General features: G+C 40.1%; 19 protein-coding genes. All 19 read left to right on the top strand.

The genetic code is table 11. The features are described from left to right. The first annotated feature begins 5 nt into the window (after positions 1-5). The 19 genes from flgL to MHH92_RS27230 all read left to right on the top strand — a co-directional run bounded on the left by flgL (position 6) and on the right by MHH92_RS27230 (position 18291). Positions 6-926: a flagellar hook-associated protein FlgL gene (flgL, locus tag MHH92_RS27320; RefSeq protein WP_340028259.1), complete on the top strand. Its 921-nt coding sequence runs from the start codon at positions 6-8 to the stop codon at positions 924-926. Between the two features lie 19 nt (positions 927-945). Further along, positions 946-1515 (top strand): DUF6470 family protein, encoded by a 570-nt coding sequence (locus tag MHH92_RS27315; RefSeq protein WP_076254060.1) that lies wholly within the window; start codon positions 946-948, stop codon positions 1513-1515. A 51-nt stretch (positions 1516-1566) separates the two neighbouring features. Further along, positions 1567-2049: a flagellar assembly protein FliW gene (gene fliW / locus MHH92_RS27310; RefSeq protein ID WP_340907208.1), complete on the top strand. Its 483-nt coding sequence runs from the start codon at positions 1567-1569 to the stop codon at positions 2047-2049. 1 nt (position 2050) lies between these two features. Beyond that, positions 2051-2296 carry a carbon storage regulator CsrA gene (gene csrA / locus MHH92_RS27305; protein ID WP_340907207.1) on the top strand — a complete coding sequence of 82 codons (246 nt, stop codon included), beginning with the start codon at positions 2051-2053 and terminating at the stop codon, positions 2294-2296. Between the two features lie 145 nt (positions 2297-2441). Continuing rightward, positions 2442-4109 (top strand): flagellin N-terminal helical domain-containing protein, encoded by a 1668-nt coding sequence (locus MHH92_RS27300; RefSeq protein ID WP_445744722.1) that lies wholly within the window; start codon positions 2442-2444, stop codon positions 4107-4109. Positions 4110-4240: 131 nt separating this feature from the next. Beyond that, positions 4241-6058 carry a motility associated factor glycosyltransferase family protein gene (locus MHH92_RS27295; RefSeq protein ID WP_340907205.1) on the top strand — a complete coding sequence of 606 codons (1818 nt, stop codon included), beginning with the start codon at positions 4241-4243 and terminating at the stop codon, positions 6056-6058. 1219 nt (positions 6059-7277) lie between these two features. Next, entirely contained in the window at positions 7278-7664 is a 387-nt protein-coding gene (locus MHH92_RS27290; protein ID WP_338707160.1) for a flagellar protein FlaG, read from the top strand. A 36-nt stretch (positions 7665-7700) separates the two neighbouring features. Beyond that, the gene (gene fliD / locus MHH92_RS27285) at positions 7701-9257 is read left to right on the top strand and encodes a flagellar filament capping protein FliD (RefSeq protein ID WP_340907204.1); all 1557 of its coding nucleotides are present in this window, start codon (positions 7701-7703) and stop codon (positions 9255-9257) included. 29 nt (positions 9258-9286) lie between these two features. Continuing rightward, on the top strand, positions 9287-9682 hold the full coding sequence (gene fliS / locus MHH92_RS27280; RefSeq protein WP_091036383.1) for a flagellar export chaperone FliS: 396 nt from the start codon (positions 9287-9289) through the stop codon (positions 9680-9682). Next, a complete protein-coding gene (locus MHH92_RS27275; RefSeq protein WP_340907203.1) occupies positions 9675-10010 on the top strand; it encodes a hypothetical protein in 336 nt (111 codons plus the stop codon). Before fliS ends, MHH92_RS27275 begins: the two co-directional genes overlap by 8 nt. A gap of 879 nt (positions 10011-10889) precedes the next feature. Beyond that, positions 10890-11147, top strand: a complete 258-nt coding sequence (locus tag MHH92_RS27270) for an IS3 family transposase (protein ID WP_340907202.1) — start codon at positions 10890-10892, stop codon at positions 11145-11147. Between the two features lie 152 nt (positions 11148-11299). After that, positions 11300-11632: a hypothetical protein gene (locus tag MHH92_RS27265; protein ID WP_340907201.1), complete on the top strand. Its 333-nt coding sequence runs from the start codon at positions 11300-11302 to the stop codon at positions 11630-11632. A 443-nt stretch (positions 11633-12075) separates the two neighbouring features. Next, positions 12076-13095: a UDP-N-acetylglucosamine 4,6-dehydratase family protein gene (locus tag MHH92_RS27260; protein ID WP_340907200.1), complete on the top strand. Its 1020-nt coding sequence runs from the start codon at positions 12076-12078 to the stop codon at positions 13093-13095. Further along, a complete protein-coding gene (locus tag MHH92_RS27255) occupies positions 13092-13787 on the top strand; it encodes an acylneuraminate cytidylyltransferase family protein (protein ID WP_340907199.1) in 696 nt (231 codons plus the stop codon). The genes MHH92_RS27260 and MHH92_RS27255 overlap by 4 nt, the downstream gene beginning before the upstream one ends. A 56-nt stretch (positions 13788-13843) precedes the next feature. After that, positions 13844-14872: an N-acetylneuraminate synthase gene (gene neuB / locus MHH92_RS27250; protein ID WP_340907198.1), complete on the top strand. Its 1029-nt coding sequence runs from the start codon at positions 13844-13846 to the stop codon at positions 14870-14872. Next, on the top strand, positions 14869-16008 hold the full coding sequence (gene neuC, locus MHH92_RS27245; protein ID WP_340907197.1) for a UDP-N-acetylglucosamine 2-epimerase: 1140 nt from the start codon (positions 14869-14871) through the stop codon (positions 16006-16008). Before neuB ends, neuC begins: the two co-directional genes overlap by 4 nt. Positions 16009-16063: 55 nt before the next feature. Further along, the gene (locus tag MHH92_RS27240) at positions 16064-16702 is read left to right on the top strand and encodes an acetyltransferase (protein ID WP_340907797.1); all 639 of its coding nucleotides are present in this window, start codon (positions 16064-16066) and stop codon (positions 16700-16702) included. Between the two features lie 7 nt (positions 16703-16709). After that, complete coding sequence (locus MHH92_RS27235; protein ID WP_340907196.1) at positions 16710-17894, top strand: DegT/DnrJ/EryC1/StrS family aminotransferase; 1185 nt, start codon at positions 16710-16712, stop codon at positions 17892-17894. A 199-nt stretch (positions 17895-18093) separates the two neighbouring features. Further along, entirely contained in the window at positions 18094-18291 is a 198-nt protein-coding gene (locus tag MHH92_RS27230; RefSeq protein ID WP_024631599.1) for a cold shock domain-containing protein, read from the top strand. Positions 18292-18331: the final 40 nt, after the last annotated feature.

The raw sequence follows: 18331 nt of genomic DNA, 5'->3' as shown, positions 1-18331 counted from the left end.
CAACCATGAGAATAACAAATAACATGCTTAGTTCACAGTTGCTTTTGAACTTGAACCGGAATGCACAGCAGATGAACAATACTCAGACTCAACTGGCAACAGGTCGTAAAATTAACAAACCTTCCGATGATCCGGTAGGGATCACATACTCCCTTCGTTATCGGGCAGAACTTTCATCCAATGAGCAGTATCAGAAAAACGTAGATAGTGCAGTTTCCTGGCTTGAGTTTAACGATACTGTTATGAATCAGGCGGGGAATGTCGTGCAGCGTCTACGTGAGTTGACGGTACAAGCTTCGACAGGAACGAATCCTCAGTCCGCGCTGGACAGTATCAATGAAGAGGTAAAACAGCTTAATGAACAGTTGATTGATATTTCCAATAGTAAGCTTAACGGCAAATATGTATTCAATGGTGAGACCTATGATGTGAAGCCATATGATTTCCCTGCAAATCCAGATGGTACTTTGGATACAACGAATGCTGCTTCTGTTGTTACTGATAAAGGAAAAATTAACTTCATTGTAGGTGAAAGTGTTCAATTGCCTATTAATGTGAGTGGTAATGAAGTATTTGGAACAGAGACGGAAGAAGATAATCTTTTTGTCATCATGAATACGATCATGCAAGCTTTGACGGAAGGTGATCAGAAAGAGCTATCTGATCAGCTGGACAACATCGATAGTCGAATGGGTAAAATGTTGTCGATTCGATCTGAAATCGGCGCAAAGACTAACCGTGTTGACCTGATGATGGGTCGTTTGGAGGATCTCGGTATTAACCTGACAGATCTGCAATCCAAGGTGGAAGATGCGGATTACGCAGAACTATCCTTGCAATCTAAAATTCAAGAAAATATCTATAATGCTTCTCTTTCAGCAGGTGCCAAAATCATCTCGCCATCTCTGGTGGACTTCCTGAGATAATATAAGGAGGAGTTATGTTATGAACACTCTTCCTGTTGTTCAGATTCGAACTACACCGTCTATATTAAACATGGATGCTGACCCTGGGCAGTACTCCATTCGTCAGCCTAAGGCAGAGGTTCAACTTCATACCAAACCTGCAAAACTGACTGTACAAAGCCATCCAATTGAGCTGAATGTTGATCAAAGCAGGGCATTCTCTGCATATACTGGTGGCAACATGATTGATATGAACGCTCGTATTTATTCGGGGATCCAACAGAAATTTCTGCAAAACATAGCTTCGCGTGTGGAGCAGGGTAATCAGTTAGCGGCTATTCATAAACCGGGAAATACGATTGCTAATATTGTGGGTACCGACTGGAAGCCGCAACCTTTTCCGGAGACGAGAACCCCTGCTTCTTTTGATAACGTGGATATTCGTATCAACACAAGACCTCCAGATATCAGCTATGATCCCGCGGTCTCTGAGATGAACGTTATCGTGAATAAGCCAGAGATTGAGTATCAGAGAGGCAAGCTGGACATTTATGTAAAACAGTACGCATCAGTGCAATACACTCCACCAGCCATAGATATGGAGTTATAAGTTATAATGTGAGCTATAGACGGTCTCGGACGCAGCCCTCTATGGCTCTTTTTGTATAAATTCATCGCCAAGGAGGCGTTTATTATTCATATTCAGACAAGCATGTGGGGAGAAGTAGAGGTTCAGGAGAAAGATATATACCAATTTCCAAAAGGGTTACCTGGATTTGAAGAGGAGACTGAGTTCGCGCTAATCCCATGGGAAGACACGCCTTTTAGTTATTTACAATCTGTTCGAGAAAAGGATTTGTCTTTCTTATTGGTAAGTCCATTTACGTTTGTTACGGAATATAGTTTTGAGTTAAGCGAAGTGGATAAAGAAGAATTGGAGATTGCAGAGCAAGTATCTGTATACTCTCTGGTCACAATTCATTCTCAGACGAATAAGTCCACAATGAACCTTCTTGCACCTGTTGTGCTCAATCCCGAAAAGCGTCTAGGTAAGCAAGTTATACTCCATCAGTCGATCTACGAGACGCGCCATCTGATCTGGTCAGAAGACGAAGAAGCTAAATCTGTGAAGGGTGGGGTGTGAGATGCTGGTATTATCGCGAAAAAAGGGCGAGTCTATTATCATTCAGGATCACATCGAAGTAACGGTACTAGCAGTTGAAGGGGATACCGTACGAATCGGTATTTCTGCTCCTAAGCATATTGATATCTTTCGGCAGGAGATCTACGCATCCATTCAGGAAGCGAATCGGGAGTCTGCCACACCTCTCGCAGCCAATATTGAAGCGTTTATGGAACGTTTAAGAAAAACAGAAAATAAAAAAGATTAAAAATATTCCATTTTGCTATAAACAGTTGCTCACCTTCCGTCGATATATAATTTAGACGCTGCTTCGGCAGGGCGGCCGACCTTAATGTCGCGGCGTTTACCACATGGATGTGGAACTAATTTATTTTCAGGGAGGAAATACTCTAATGATTATCAACCATAACGTACCAGCGTTGAACACTCACCGCCAATTGTCCATCAACACAGGTAACACTAATAAAAACATCGAAAAATTGTCTTCCGGTCTTCGTATCAACCGTGCAGGTGACGATGCTGCAGGTCTGGCAATTTCCGAAAAAATGCGCGGTCAAATCCGTGGTTTGGACCAAGCTTCCCGTAACGCTCAAGATGGTATCTCTTTGATCCAAACAGCTGAGGGTGCTTTGAACGAAACTCACTCCATTCTGCAACGTCAACGCGAGATTGCTAACCAATCCGCGAACGGAACAAACACAGATTCCGATCGTCAAGCTCTGCAAGACGAAATGAACCAACTGACTTCCGAGATCAACCGTATCGGTAACACTACTGAGTTCAATACTCAAAAATTGCTTAACGGTGGTATTGGTTCTGGAGACAGTGGTAAGTTGACACAAGCCACAAGCGCTAAAATTACAGCTTCTGTAGCAAATGCCGGGGGTGCGATTACTCTTACCGGAGCAAAGATTACTGTTGACGACATTACATTTGATCTTTCAGATGTAGCCGTTGGTTCTGCAGGTGCTGCAGCAGGAGACAATGCTAAAGCTTTGAAAACAGCTTTGGATGATGTGACTTCTGGTGGAGTTAAATTGTCTGAATTGGTAGACATCAAAGTAGGGACGGGCAATGTACTTGAATTTACTGCTAAGTCTTCAGGTTCCACAAGTAAAATAGAGTTTGCTGGTGCAGCAGCTCTTGGTGTAGCTGCGGCTGCTACTGATACAGGTGATCCATCAACGGTAGAGCGTGCTGGAATTGAGGGTGGTAATTCACTTACAGCAGGAGCAGCAAACTTTGCAGTAGGGGCAACGTTGAAATTTACAGTTGGTTCTGAAAGTGAAGTTACGGTCAACCTTAATACTGGAACTATTCCAAAAACCTATGACACTACTAATGCTGATGCAAATGTAGCTAAAGCTGCTATGGATAGCCTGATTAAAGATCTCAATGCATCTCTGCAATCAGCTGGATTGGATAGCAAGATCACTGCTTCCTTGTCGAAGGATAACAAAATCCAATTCATCTCGGAAACAGGAAAAGATATCAAACTAGGCACTACACCTGCAGCAGGCGTAGGACTTAGCAATGCAGCAACTATTGGTAATATTGATCAAGTCGTTGGTGCTGGTGCACAAGGTGTGGGCTTCTCAACTAAGTTCCAAATTGGTGCAAATACAGGTCAATCCATGTCCTTGCAAATTAACGATGTCCGTGCATCAGCACTGGGTATCACAGGTAATGCTGGACAAGCTGGTTTCACGAAAGATAATGCCGTTACTAACGGTTCTAACGATATCAAAGCTGAAGCAGCTTTGAACATTTCCACTCGTGAAGATGCTTCCAAAGCAATTGCAGTTTTGGACAAAGCAACTTCCTTGGTTTCCAGCGAGCGCGCTAAGCTGGGTGCTGTTCAAAACCGTTTGGAGCACACAATTAACAACTTGGGAACTGCTTCTGAGAACTTGACAGCTGCTGAATCCCGTATCCGTGACGTTGACATGGCGAAAGAAATGATGAGCCAAACGAAAAACAACATCCTGGCTCAAGCAGCTCAAGCAATGTTGGCTCAAGCAAATCAGGCACCTCAAGGTGTACTGCAATTGCTAAGATAATTAAAACTTTAGCAGAAGTTTATTTTAAGTGCATTCCTAATCATTTAAAGAGAAAGCCCCACTTGGTGGGGCTTTCTTGTTATAGTTTTATTGCAGATATAAGATGAAATTTGCATAAGGGGACAAGGATAATGAATTTATTGAATCGTAATATTGAAATTCTATCGGCTAACCCCGACCATTGGATTGGGGCGCCAGATGAAAATGAACTAAAACAATCTTCTGTTGAAGTGGATAGTGAGGGAAATGAATTATTTTTGGATGGGAATAAAGTTTTTACTTTAAAAAGTGATTTCGATGCTTCAAATCAACCCAATCCATTAAAAAGAGAGCTTATTTTTGTTGTTGGCATACAATCTGTTGAGGAAATTAAGAAGGTTATTGAATTAATGGGGAATGAGTCTTTATTAGTCATTATTGAACCTAATGGTTCACTATTTAATTACTCATTGAATCAGAAAGATCTTTCTTTTCTTCATACAACAACTGGAGCCGTTTTATTTGCCGATAAGATCAGCAACTTATCATTATTTCTAGATAAATTTCTATCGATGAATGCTATCTTTTACATGAAAACTATAAAATTTTATTTTACACACTTTTATCGTGAACAAGACATTCAGTCAAGTTTAGCAATAATAAGAGTAATAAAAGAGATTGTAAACTATAAAACGATGTTATATGGCAACTCTGTAGAGGATAGTTTGATTGGGTTGAAGCATCATATGATGAATCTTAAGCATCTCACTCGTTCTAAGGATGTATCTCTACTTAAGAACAAAATGCGCGATGTACCAGCTGTTGTTGTTGCTGCTGGTCCGTCTTTAAATAAAAATCTTGAACAATTGCATGATTTAAAAGATAACGTAATCATTATTGCTGTGGACACGATTGCTCAACGTCTTTGCGATGAAGGAATCATTCCCGACTTTATATGTTCTATTGAACGGGGAATTGAAACATATACTTACTTTTACGAAGGTAAGACTTATCCTGTACATTCCACACTAGTTGCTCCGCTTGTTCTTTATCCTGAGATTTTTGAAGAGCACCCTGGAGAACTAATAATACCTATGCGGGGAAATGTAGGCGAATTTATCTGGCTAAAAGATGTTCTTGGACTAAATGGCGACAGTTCTATCAGTATTGGTCTATCTTGTGCTCATGTGGCCTTTGGCATTGCTGAGCATATTGGAGCATCACCCATTATCTTGTTGGGACAAGATCTGGCATATGGAGAATCGGTTGGAGAAACACATGCAGGAGGAACTATTTATGATGATAAAGAACTGACCAGCAGTATGTTTTCAAAAATTGATGAGTTGGAAACTGAGGGTTACTATGGAGGTACGGTTCCTACGACAGAAACTTGGAATACTTTCCGTACTTGGTTTGAGATGGAAATTGCTACTAAGAAGCTAGATGTGATTAACGCAACAGAAGGTGGAGCAAAGATTGCCTATGCTCAGCAGTTGAGTTTAGCAGAAGTGGGACGGAAATATTGCAATTCCAGAATAAAACCTGTACCGGAAATATTGCAGGAAATTGATAACTATCCTCTTGAGAAACAGCAAATGAAGCAAGCTATGAGAGAGCAGTATAAATATTTTTTAGATATTAAACTACATTTTGAAAAACAACAAAAACAGGTCAGACGTCTTAAAATAAATAAAAATTTCTCCAAAGCTGAATTAAAGGAAGCGCTAAAGAAGATTGATCGGACAGAAGACTTTTTTAAGATCGTTCTGGATAATTGGTTACTGCGCCATTGCTTACAGCCAGCAATGATTAATTCTGTTTGGAATTTATATGATATTGAGCGCGTCATTATTTCTGATAATGTTATTAAAGCTCAGCATATTAATCTCGGTTTCTTGGACATTGCTGTGTATACCCTGAATGAAATTACGTCTTTGTTAGCAGAAGTGGGTGAAAGTTTGGGGGAATAGGGTTAATTCGTTGAGCGAATATTTGTTGCACATTAAGAAAAATTTCATAAAAAATTATTATAGTTATAGAAGTAGTGATTTTATTTAAGAATTTAAGCTAAAGGGTGCTGATGGTTTTATTGGCTCTCATTTAACGGGGATACGACGTCAACGCATTTGTTAACTATAATTTCCACTATGGAGTGATTTTTACCTTGCTTTTGTTTTCTCGCTGATTCATAGTGTTTTACCTTGCGCAATTCAAGAGGGTGTTGGTGGAGGTGGTGATTTGCACCAACATTTTCTTTGAAAGTTTAGGTGGGAACAGAGTTAAGGATAGTCAGGTTCCATAACTGTGAGATAGTGGTTGTGATCGCACAAAGGATCTTCAGATTTCGTTCTTTGGGTGTTACCCTCCCATGTCAACCTAGGTCTATGTCCTTACATTCCTTCGTTCTACATCTAAGGGGGGGGGGGGGCCGATTCTGTGCTCCTTTAAAGGTTCGTTGTCCGTATGGAACGTTATGCTACGATTTCTTCGGCGTCTCAGTTGTCTTCGTTGTTCACTTGTGAATAATGCAAAACGATGGGGTTTTGGCTTCGCTCCTTATAATGCTTGTGAGTGACTTAAAGGCTACATTCTTAGCCACTAGCGGTAGGACTGCCCGGAACAAAAGCAACCGTAAGCGGGATCTCCCTCATCGTCATAAGCAAAGCTTTACCGACCCAGTCCTTAAAGACATCGACATACTCTGGAAAAGACCAGTCATCCAGTTAAAGTAGCTTCCGAGTATTTCTCATTTCGAACGAGAACTGAGATGACCATGGCATCTTTATAGTCGCTTTTTCTCTGTAAGTTGCCCTAAAGTTTTTTTGTCTTGCTGACATGATGCAAATTCACTAAAACAATCTGAATACTTTGTTCTAGAAGATATGCCACGAGCGACAATCAGTAATGTCCGGTTGGCTATACCACCACGTATTGCCATACGTTTGTCCAAGCTCCTTCATCCATGCTTTTTATATAACCCAATTCTTCGCCTATTTGTTTAAACTGACATTCACCAAGTTCGTTTATCAAAAATTTCACTCCACATTTCAGTAAGGATTAGGGAAGCTCCAAAGTAGGTCATCAAGGAGACTCTCTTCATTTCATTTGACTTTGCCTCAAACCCTAAAAAATTCCTGGTACTACGCCGATATATACTATAAATGCGAAATAGTTGGAGGTCGTTCAAGGGTGAACATTCAATTTTCCTTATCTGCTGCCTCATCTGCAAGTAATCCTGCTATAGAGGTGCAGCACCCGGCAGGCGCTTCTCAAGCGGGAACCGACACAGCAAACATCAGGACAGCGAAAGAAGCCTATAGTAAAGAAAAGCAGGGATTAAATCTATCTATGGGAGAAGAACTACTGATCCGTAATATTGACCGAGCAGTGAAAGCACTACAAGGTCCGGAGACCACGCTGGACATCAGCATCCACGAGAAGACACATGATATCATGGTCAAGGTGCTAAACAAGGAAACGGGAGAAGTGCTTCGCGAGATACCGCCTGAGAAGACACTGGATTTGGTAGCCAAGATGATGGAGATAGCGGGCATCCTGATCGACGAGAAAGTATAAAGGTACAAAGTAACTTAACGAGCGAGGAGTGAATTTATGCGTATTAACGGATTTTCTGGTATGGACATCGATCTTATGGTCAAGGAAATGATGACAGCCAAAAGGGCTCCGCTAGATAAATTGAACCAAAAAAAGACGTCACTGGAATGGCAACGTGACAGTTATCGTGAATTAAATAGTAAAATGTATGAGTTCCGTAATACCAAGCTACAACAGACATACAGACAGTCAACAGCGCTTAATACACAAAAGGCAGTTGTAACAGGCAACACAGATGCGGTTAAAGCAGAAGCAGGTGCGGCAGCTAATGGTATTAAAATGGAAGTCTCGGTTGCACAGCTTGCTACTGCAAAAGCTCAAGAAACCGATGGGAAGGGCCAAGGTTATAGTTCAAGACAGTCGCTAGCTGAATTAGCAAATGGCATAAAATTCGGACAACCAACGACAAGTATAGGTACAAGCGATAATACAAAAGAATACAAGGTCAAAATTAATGATGTAGAAATGACTTTTACGGGGCAGGACACAGTCTCTTCTATTATTGCAAAAATCAATAGTAAAACAGACTTAAACGTAAAAGCTAGTTTTGATGAACTTACAGGAAAGTTTACCGTTGCCTCTAAAGATCTGGGCACTAAAGGCACCCTTAAAGTTGAGGCACCAGGCGCCGGGAATAATTCGCTAATGGATCTATTCGGACAAAACTCTACTGCAGTGATCACTGAAGTTGCGGCGAAGGATGCTATTGTTCTAATCAATGGTATGAAGTTAGATCCCCCACCTACAAGTAATGTGATTACTTACAATGGAGTGCAAATGAATTTGCTTTCAACAACTGCAAGTTCATTTACGGAGAATAATGGTGCAATTACACTGAATGGTGATAAACCTTTTACAATTAATACACAAAATGATCCTGATAAGGCTCTTACAACGGTTAAGTCATTTATAGAAGATTATAATAAAATGCTAGAATTGTTAAACACCAAGGTTAGTGAAGAGAAGTATCGTAGTTTCCAACCGTTAACTACAGAACAACGTAGCGCTATGTCAGAAAGTGACATTAAGTTGTGGGAAGAGAAAGCCAAAAGTGGTCTTCTTAAGAATGATGATATCCTTACGAACTTAGCTTCAACGCTGAGAAACATTATGGGCGAGAAAATGGGAGAACTAAGTAGTATTGGAATAACAGGCGGTAAGTATTATGAAAATGGGAAAATATACTTGGATGAGGATAAGTTTAAAAAAGCCATCCTTGATAATCCTCAGCAGGTTTCTGATTTATTGCAAGGTACGGGTGCTGGTGCCGATAGCTCCATTTTTGGCAAGATGTACAAAGAGATGGATACAGCAATGAGCAAAGTTGCAGAACGTGCCGGTACGACTAAATTTAGCGGTGATGTTAACAGTCTATTCAAGGAAGAGAGCGTCATGGGTAAAACGCTCAAAGGCTATAATACTCAGATTACAGCCTTGGAAAAACGCCTGAGTGCTCTTGAAAATCGTTACTACAAACAATTCACGGCTATGGAGACGGCAATGAGCAAGTATCAAAGTCAGGCTTCAAGCTTATCCAGTTTCTTCTCCAGCTAAGTTAACTTAAAGATTGAAAGGGTGTAAATATGATTAAGTCTCCATATGATCAATATCGTCAGTCGTCCGTTCAGACCTCTTCACCGGGTCAGTTGTTGATAATGTTGTATGATGGAGCTATTCGTTTTGTACGGACAGCGATTGATGGATTGGGTGCCAAGGATTATCAGAAGGTTAGTCTGAATCTTGGGAAAGCACAAACCATTGTTAGCGAGTTATCAGTTACATTGGATCGCTCTTCTGATATTGCAGAGAATCTTAATGCTTTGTACGAATATATTAATTTTCTTCTTATTGATGCTAATACGAAGAAAACTGCTGAGCCAGCTGAGGAAGCTTTGGGTTATTTGAAAGAGTTGAAAGAGACCTGGGTCCAGGCAAGCAAAATGGTATCCTCATCTGAACTTGGAGCCGTTCATGGATGATTTGATTAGAGAGCTAGAGCAGCTAACGCAAGATATCATGCTTCAGATTGATGAAGTGAGTTCAGATGAATTGGAACTATTTGTGGACAAGCGTCAGAACATTATTGATTCTATTTTAAAGCAGGATCAGCGTGAAGCTTCAATATCTCAACAAGCAAGGCTTAAGAGGATTATGGATAATGATCAAACCATTCTGATGCGCATGAACAGTTTGAAGATCGAAGCCAAGGACTGGCTCATTCAACGCAAGCAGGCTAAAGTACAAAAGAATGCATATGAGACGTCTTACGCAGTGGACAGTATTATTGTAGACACTAAGAGATACTAAAGCATATTATAGAGGAATGTGAGATATCTAAAAGGGTTATTCTCGCATTTTAAGCTATTTATGCAAGAGGTGCGGACAATCCTGCATATCGTTATAGACATCGATATGTGAGAAGGATGAGATGGGACTGCATACTAAAAAAATACGTTTTGTAGTGATTTAGATAATATAGTATATTTTATTGAATAAGGACTCACTGTCGAATGACCAATATTAAATAGTATGTTTAAAAGGGCTTGACAGCCTTGTGAAGCATCCAAACGACGAGTTCGTGGTTAGCGTATTGTGAACAAACTCATTGGATTATCAATATGGTGCCGAACAAAGTGCGTATACCATGCCTTGTGGGGCATAGAGTAGTCAGACCTGTGTGCTACATTTTGAAAAAATTATAAAATATTTCAATGTGTAGCTGATCTATTAAACCATTCTACTCTGTTTCACTCATCCAATAGGAGGAGAGCGAGAAAAATATTTAGTTTATATGGATTGCACCCCTTAGAATAGACATTGGGAAAACCTCATGGTTTAACCGATGAAATTCTAGGGGGTGCTTTTTTATATCGTTATTAAGGGACAAAAGTTCAAAGCGTATTTGGAGAAGGTTAAAAAAAGACGACTCGTTTGAATACTTTTGAGGAGTGGACTTAACTGAAATTAATAACCATTTGTGGATTCATGGCCCCAGGCGAATGAAGCGTTGGATGCGAAAATACCGGGAACAAGGCGAGTTCGGACTAATGGACCAGCGAGATCGATGGAAAGAATATTTGGATCAAGACCGATATGTGCAAAACCTGAAACGGGAGAATTGGTTGCTAAAAAAGTGCCTGGTAAACCTGAAAGGGGGAAGCAAACAAGAAAGAAAGAAATCAGGTCATGGAAAAGGCAGCTACCTACGTAGATATACAGAAACTCTGCTACGTGTTTGGCGTGTCCCGGAGAGAGGTGTATGCCTATTTAAAATGTAAACGAATAGATCCCAATGTAATGGCGAAGAGACAGGTGCTTCAAACGTATCAGCGAGATGAAGGGAAATATGGCTATCGGCAGCTTCAGTTGTCCCTTTGGCAGGACCATGGGATTTGGATGAACCACAAAGAGATGCTTCGGATCATGCAAACGTTCGGTATTTAATCCCCCCGAATTCGTCGTAAACGACGCTCCAGTAGTTCGTTTGCACCTGCTCAGCGTGTAGCAGAAAACCAGTTGAAGCAAGGCACCTTTACGAAAAAGCTAAATTAGAATGTGTAAACGACATTACCCAGTATCGGATTGGAGAGCGCTGAGTGTACCTTTCAGCCATAAAGGATCTGTTAAATGACGAAATTGTGGCCTACGAAATTGGCAAACGTAGCGACAATGAACTAGTGCTCCGTACTTTCATCAAAGCATTTGCAAAGCAAAAAAGACGTAACCGGACTGATCGTTCACGCGAGGATCAGTACACGTCACATGCTTACCCTGGAATTCTGCCAAAGGTTGGCGTCCAAATCAACATGTCTAGCCGAGGGAATTGTTATGGCAATGCCTCTAGGGAGAGCTTCTTCTCGCATCTTAAAACGGAAGGTTTCTATCCTTATGATATCCGAACGGTTAGCGAAGCACAAAGGAAAATTTGAAAATATAGTCGTTTTTCCAACCGAAAACGGCTACAACGGAAACTAAATAACTTAAGCCGATAGAGTATCGACGCCAGTTTGCCGCATAAGGTCTTTTTCAATGTCTACAAAATGGAGATTTGACCACAATACACTAAGTTGTTTTTTTTGCTCTAAGGATTCATTGAAGCTTGTTCTAAACCGATATATGATAGTAAAGTAGAGTATTTAAGCTTATGAATTGTAGGTCGAAGTTGGGCACTTTGCTGGTGTAATAAAAAGCTTCATGTGTATGGCATTGAATGTTCACCACATTTTAATATATAAGAATTAGTCTGAATGTATCTAAAATAAATCAATATCTTTAATAATGGAACTTTTTAAGATTGAAGAGCTCAGGAAAATTAGTACCAATATAAGAGAAAATGATGAATAGCATGTGAATGGACTGGAGGTTATGTAGTATGTTTAAAAACAAAGTAATATTAATTACTGGGGGAACTGGATCAATAGGTAGTGAAATTGTTCGCAACTTATTGACTTATCATCCCAAAGCAATACGGATTTTCAGTAGAGATGAAAGTAAGCAGTTTGAACTACAGCAAGAACTTCAAGAATTTGACAATATAAGGTATTTGATTGGAGATATTAGAGATAAACAGAGGCTTGGGTATGCCATGGAGGATGTGGATCTTATTTTTCATGCAGCTGCTTTAAAACATGTACCTTCTTGTGAGTATAATCCGATGGAAGCCATCAAAACGAATGTTATAGGTGTACAAAATATAATTGAAACAGCTATTGAGCACAATGTTGAGAAGGTCATTGCTATAAGTACAGATAAAGTTGTAAACCCGACAAGTACAATGGGAGCGACTAAACTATTGTCTGAAAAACTGATTTCGGCTGCGAGTTTCTATAAGGGTAGCAAACGAACTATATTTGCATGTGTTCGTTTTGGAAATGTAATGGGTTCAAGGGGCTCGGTTATTCCATTGTTCAGGAATCAGATTGTGGAAGGTAGACCTCTGACGGTTACGCATGCGGAAATGACGCGGTTTATGATGTCTATTCCACAAGCTGCTCAATTGGTCATTGATGCTGCAAAATATTCTCAAGGCGGTGAGGTATTTGTACTCAAAATGCCAATCCTTAAAATTACGGATCTGGCAAATTGTCTGATTGATTCATATGAACAAGCGGGAAATCTAAGTTATTCCAGTGAGGTGATTGAAACGGGAATTCGACCTGGAGAAAAATTGTATGAAGAGCTTATGACTCTGGAAGAATCGGAAAGAGCTTTAGAGAATGAACAAATGTTTATTATTCCGTCTCTATTCCTGGCAAAGGAATATCAATATGAAGGTTTTAGAAAAGCAGAGCGTCAAGAATATTCTTCTAAAACAGCCAAACAAATTTATACAGCAGAAATTAGAGAACTTATTGAAGCTAGTGGTCTAGGTTTCTCAAAAGTTGTGCTATGAATAAAGCAGCTAAATGTCTGGCAGTGATCCCTGCACGGGGAGGATCGAAAGGATTGCTTCAAAAAAATATAAGAATTCTATGCGGAAATCCGTTAATCAAATATACCATTGAAGCTGCACTTAAAAGCGGATGTATGGAAGGCGTAGTAGTGTCTACAGACAACAATGAAATAGCGAGAATAGCGAAGTTGGCTGGGGCTGATGTACCTTTTCTTCGTCCGGAAGAACTGGCTACTGACCAAGCAGCGAGTATTGATGTTTTACAACATGCAGTTCATTTTTATGAGCTTAAACTGAATCTCCATTTCCAATATATTATGTTGCTTCAGCCTACCTCACCGTTACGAAATGATTACGATATCCGTGAGGCATATGATTTATTTATAACCCAAAAGGCAGATTCATTACAAAGTGTTACGTTAGCCGATACCCATCCCTATCTTTTAAGGGAATGGAATCAGGGAATAATTCAACCTTATTTGAAAAATCATGTCGAAAACCTTAGAAGGCAGGAGTTGCCTGACCTTTACATGTTAAATGGAGCAATTTATATAATTAAAAGAGATCTGCTGATGGTTGAAAACTTGATGATAGGTCCAAGGAATATCGGTTATGTCATGCCAAAAGAACGATCTGTAGATATTGATGATGAAATGGATTTAAAGTGGGCAGAATTTCTTATGCAAAATTGAATTTAATATAATTCATATAACGGTATATCAATTTGTTAGAGAGGAAGTATACATGAATGGGCAAATATTTATCAAAAATTAACGCTAGTTCGGTGTATATTATTGCAGAAGTAGGGGTGAATCACAACGGAACTTTAGAACGTGCACTCCAATGTGTGGATCAAGCTGTGATATGCGGGGCAGACGCAGTTAAGTTCCAAACGTTTGACAGCAAAAAATTAGTGACTAAGTATGCCCAAAAGGCAGAATACCAAGCTGAAAACACAGGGAATTCAGGTAGCCAATTGGAGATGTTGCAAAAGTTGGAGTTGAGTCATTCCGAATTTATAGATATCAAAAATTACTGTGACAAGAAAGAAATTGATTTTCTTTCGACCCCGTTTGATGAGGGAAGTGCTCAATTCTTAGATTCTATTGAAGTGAATGCGTTTAAAGTCAGCTCTGGCGATTTAAATAATATTCCCTTTCTCCATCAACTTGATCAGTACGGCCGACCAATCATACTTTCTACTGGTATGTCTGATTTGAATGAGATAAGGGACTCACTGAAAGTTTTCACAAAAAGCAATGTTTCTTTGCTTCATTGTACATCAGATTACCCTGCTCCTTTGGAGGACGTTAACCTACTTGCAATGAAAGCAATGTCGGATGAATTTGGCAGAATCATTGGTTACTCCGACCATACAGATGGAATTGAAGTGGCTATTGCCGCTGTAGCAATGGGTGCAAAGATTATAGAAAAGCACTTTACATTGGATCGTAGCCTTCCCGGCCCGGATCACCAAGCATCTTTGGAACCGTCTGAGTTTGCTACTATGATTCAAGCCATTCGAAGAGTGGAAAAAGCACTGGGTAATGGAATTAAGCGTTGTATGCCATCTGAAGAAAGCACTAAGGCAGTTGCGAGGAAAAGTCTTGTTGCAGGTCGAGCACTACAAGCTGGCGTTACTCTTCAAGAAAAGGATATTATTGTTAAGCGTCCTGGAACAGGAATTGAGCCTAAATTTTATAAAGAATTTATCGGTAAGAAACTTACCAGGAATATTGTTGAAGATCAATTACTATCATGGGAAGATTTTCGATGAAAAAAATCGTGGTGGTTACCGGGACTCGAGCCGACTATGGTATTTATTATCCTGTTTTAAGAGCGATTGATGCAGAAGAGACCCTTGATCTGCATCTTTTAGTAACTGGCATGCATTTGTCTCCACAGTTTGGTAATACCGTAGAACAGATAAGACAAGATGGATTTCAAATCTCAGCGCAGGTGGATTGTCTGTTGCAAGGCTCCTCACATGCCAACATGTCTCGTTCTATAGGATTGGCTATTCTCGGAATGACTCAAGCGTTGGAAGCCATTCAGCCAGATGTGGTTGTGGTGTTAGGAGATCGGGGAGAAATGCTTGCGGCAGCTATCGTGGCTTCTCATACTAATATTCCTCTCGTCCACCTGCACGGTGGTGAAGTGACCGGCACTATAGATGAATCCGTTCGCCACGTGATCAGCAAATTGGCACATATACATCTGGTAGCTACTGAAAAGAGTGAAGAAAGATTAATTAGACTCGGTGAGGATCCATGGAGAGTTCATGTCGTAGGGGCTCCGAGAATTGAAACGATAATGAATACTGTCCTTCCTGACTATGAGCAAACCGCAAATAAATACAATATTCACCTGAAAAATAAATATGTTTTATTTGCATACCATCCTGTCACTACCCAATCAACAAATTTGCAGATGCTGGCTAGGATGCTGCAGGTGTTGTTGAACCAGGGATACGAGATTATATGTATCATGCCTAACTCAGATGCAGGATCAGACGCACTTGTTGATATTTATAATCAGTTTGTCGTAAATCCTGATGTTCATCTTATAACCAATTTTGAGCCGTTGGATTATCTGGTGATGCTGAAGCATGCAAAGATTTTAGTTGGGAACTCATCGTCTGGAATCATTGAAGCTGCCTCATTTAATAAACCAGTTATTAACATTGGTGTACGACAAGGGCGAAGAGAACGTTCTTCTAACGTGATTGACATTCAAGAGGACGATATTGAGCTTCAAAAAGCGCTGGAAAAAGCAAATTCGCAAGAATTTCAGAAAGTTATCTCTGAAACAAAAAATGTATATGCTAAAGAGAATACAAGCAGCATTATTGTCAATATTCTCAGAAATATTAGTTGGACTGAACAACTGATTCAGAAAACAATTACGTATTAATTGAGAAGGGCTCTTCGTGGTATTTGTATTTTAGCATGAATAGGGAGGGCTTTTTCTGGGTTATATTATCTTTGGTACGGGTGGTCACGGAAAGGTAGTACTAGATAACCTGCATTCATGTGGTGAAAAAATCATTGGAGTTATGGATGATCATAAGAGAGGTAGCGATTGGAGGGGAATCCCGTTGCTCGGTGGATTAGACCAGCTAGAAAAGATCAACCTTAAGTATCCACAAAGCCTCTATATCATAGCAATTGGACATAATGCTACAAGAGTCAAACTAGCCAACATTTTTGAACAAAGTAATGTTCAATTTGGAAAAGCGATACACTCAACTGCGATTATAGGATCTAATGTTGTCATAGGCGATGGAGCCGTTATTATGGCTAATACAGTAATTAATGCTGATGCTCAGATAGGTAGACATGTTATTGTGAATACTGCTGCTACTGTAGATCACGATTGTCTTATAGGCGATTTCGTCCATTTGTCACCAGGTGTTCATCTGGCTGGTGGTGTGGAGATTGGTTGTTCTGCTCATGTCGGGATTGGTGCGAGTATAGTACCACAAGTTAAGGTTGGTAGAGGGAGTATTGTGGGGGCAGGAGCTGTTGTTATTCATAGTCTTCCTGAGCAAGTAGTTGCTGTAGGGTGCCCAGCCAAAATCAATAAACATTTCAAAAGCAAGGGATGAAAAGCACATGTCAGAGCGAAATCGTATTTATTTGGCCTCTCCCCATATGAGCGGGTTGGAACAACGATATATCAATGAAGCATTTACAAGTAACTGGGTTGCACCACTCGGGCCTAACATAGATGCTTTTGAACAGGAACTGGCTGATTATGTTGGTAGTGCTGGAGCGGTCGCTTTAAGTTCCGGAACGGCTGCTATCCACTTAGCTTTAGTGCTACTTGATGTACAAGCAGGAGATATTGTTTTTTGTTCTTCTTTGACCTTTGTCGCTAGTGCCAATCCAATCTTATACCAAAAAGCAACACCAGTATTTATTGATTCTGAACCTGATAGCTGGAATATGTCTCCACTTGCTTTAGAGCGTGCCATGAAGGCTTATGCATATAAAGGTCAGAAACCCAAAGCGGTCATTATAGTGAACTTGTATGGGCAGAGCGCAGACTACGATTCACTGAAAAAAATATGCGATGAGTACGAAGTACCTATTATTGAAGATGCTGCGGAATCTCTTGGTGCTACATATAAGGGGCAAATGAGTGGAACTATTGGTAAGTTTGGTGTGTACTCGTTTAATGGTAATAAAATCATAACCACTTCAGGTGGGGGCATGCTTGTTTCAGATGATGTGGAGAGCTTGAATAAAGCAAGATTTTATGCTACTCAAGCAAGGGACATAGCTAAACATTATCAACACAGTCAGATTGGTTACAATTATCGGTTAAGCAATGTGCTCGCAGGTATTGGCCGTGGCCAGCTTCAAGTACTAAACCAGCGAATTGAACAGAAAAGAGCGATTTTTGACCGATACTTTAGAAGTCTCTCTGATAGTGGTAGTTTTAATTTTATGCCAGAAGCTAGTTATGGAAATTCAACGCGTTGGTTAACAACAGCTTTGGTCTATAACGATAAACAAAACGATAATATTGAATCAATCATTAATCATTTGGAAGAAAACAATATTGAGTCCCGTCCTGTGTGGAAGCCACTTCATCTGCAGCCGATTTTTGAGGGGACCGATTATTATTGTCATTACGATAATGAAGATGTGAGTAGAATGCTATTTAACCATGGGATTTGTCTGCCTTCAGATACCAATATGGGAGAGGAAAATCAATACTTGGTTATAGATCAAATTAAAAAGATGACGGGTTTTCAAACCGAGTGCGACAGTTTCGCTGTGAAAGATTCCTGAATGATTCTTCAAACCTAACATTTTAGAGATCTAACCATCCACCATTCCCCAAAATCCCCAATTAATCTACAAAAAATTCCAAGAAAACATTTACGTTTCCAATTGACAATGGATAACTTTGGGTGGTATTATCTGAATTGTGGGCAGAGGTTAAGGCCGAAAGCTTCACTTCATTTGATGACGAAGGGAATGTTAGTGCATGCAAGGTAAAGTAAAATGGTTCAACGCAGAAAAAGGTTACGGTTTCATTGAAACTGAAGACGGCGGCGACGTATTCGTACATTTCTCCGCAATTCAATCCGAAGGATTCAAAACTTTGGAAGAAGGTCAATCCGTAGAATTCGACATCGTCGAAGGCGCGCGTGGACCGCAAGCAGCTAACGTAATCAAATTATAATCATCCGGACAATCCGACCTACATATATGGTTAGATGGTT

The organism is Paenibacillus sp. FSL M7-1414, assembly GCF_038003195.1.
Taxonomy (GTDB): Bacteria; Bacillota; Bacilli; order Paenibacillales; family Paenibacillaceae; genus Paenibacillus; species Paenibacillus amylolyticus.
The sequence above is the reverse complement of the archived record's forward strand: the minus strand, read 5'-3'. Positions and strand labels throughout refer to the sequence as shown.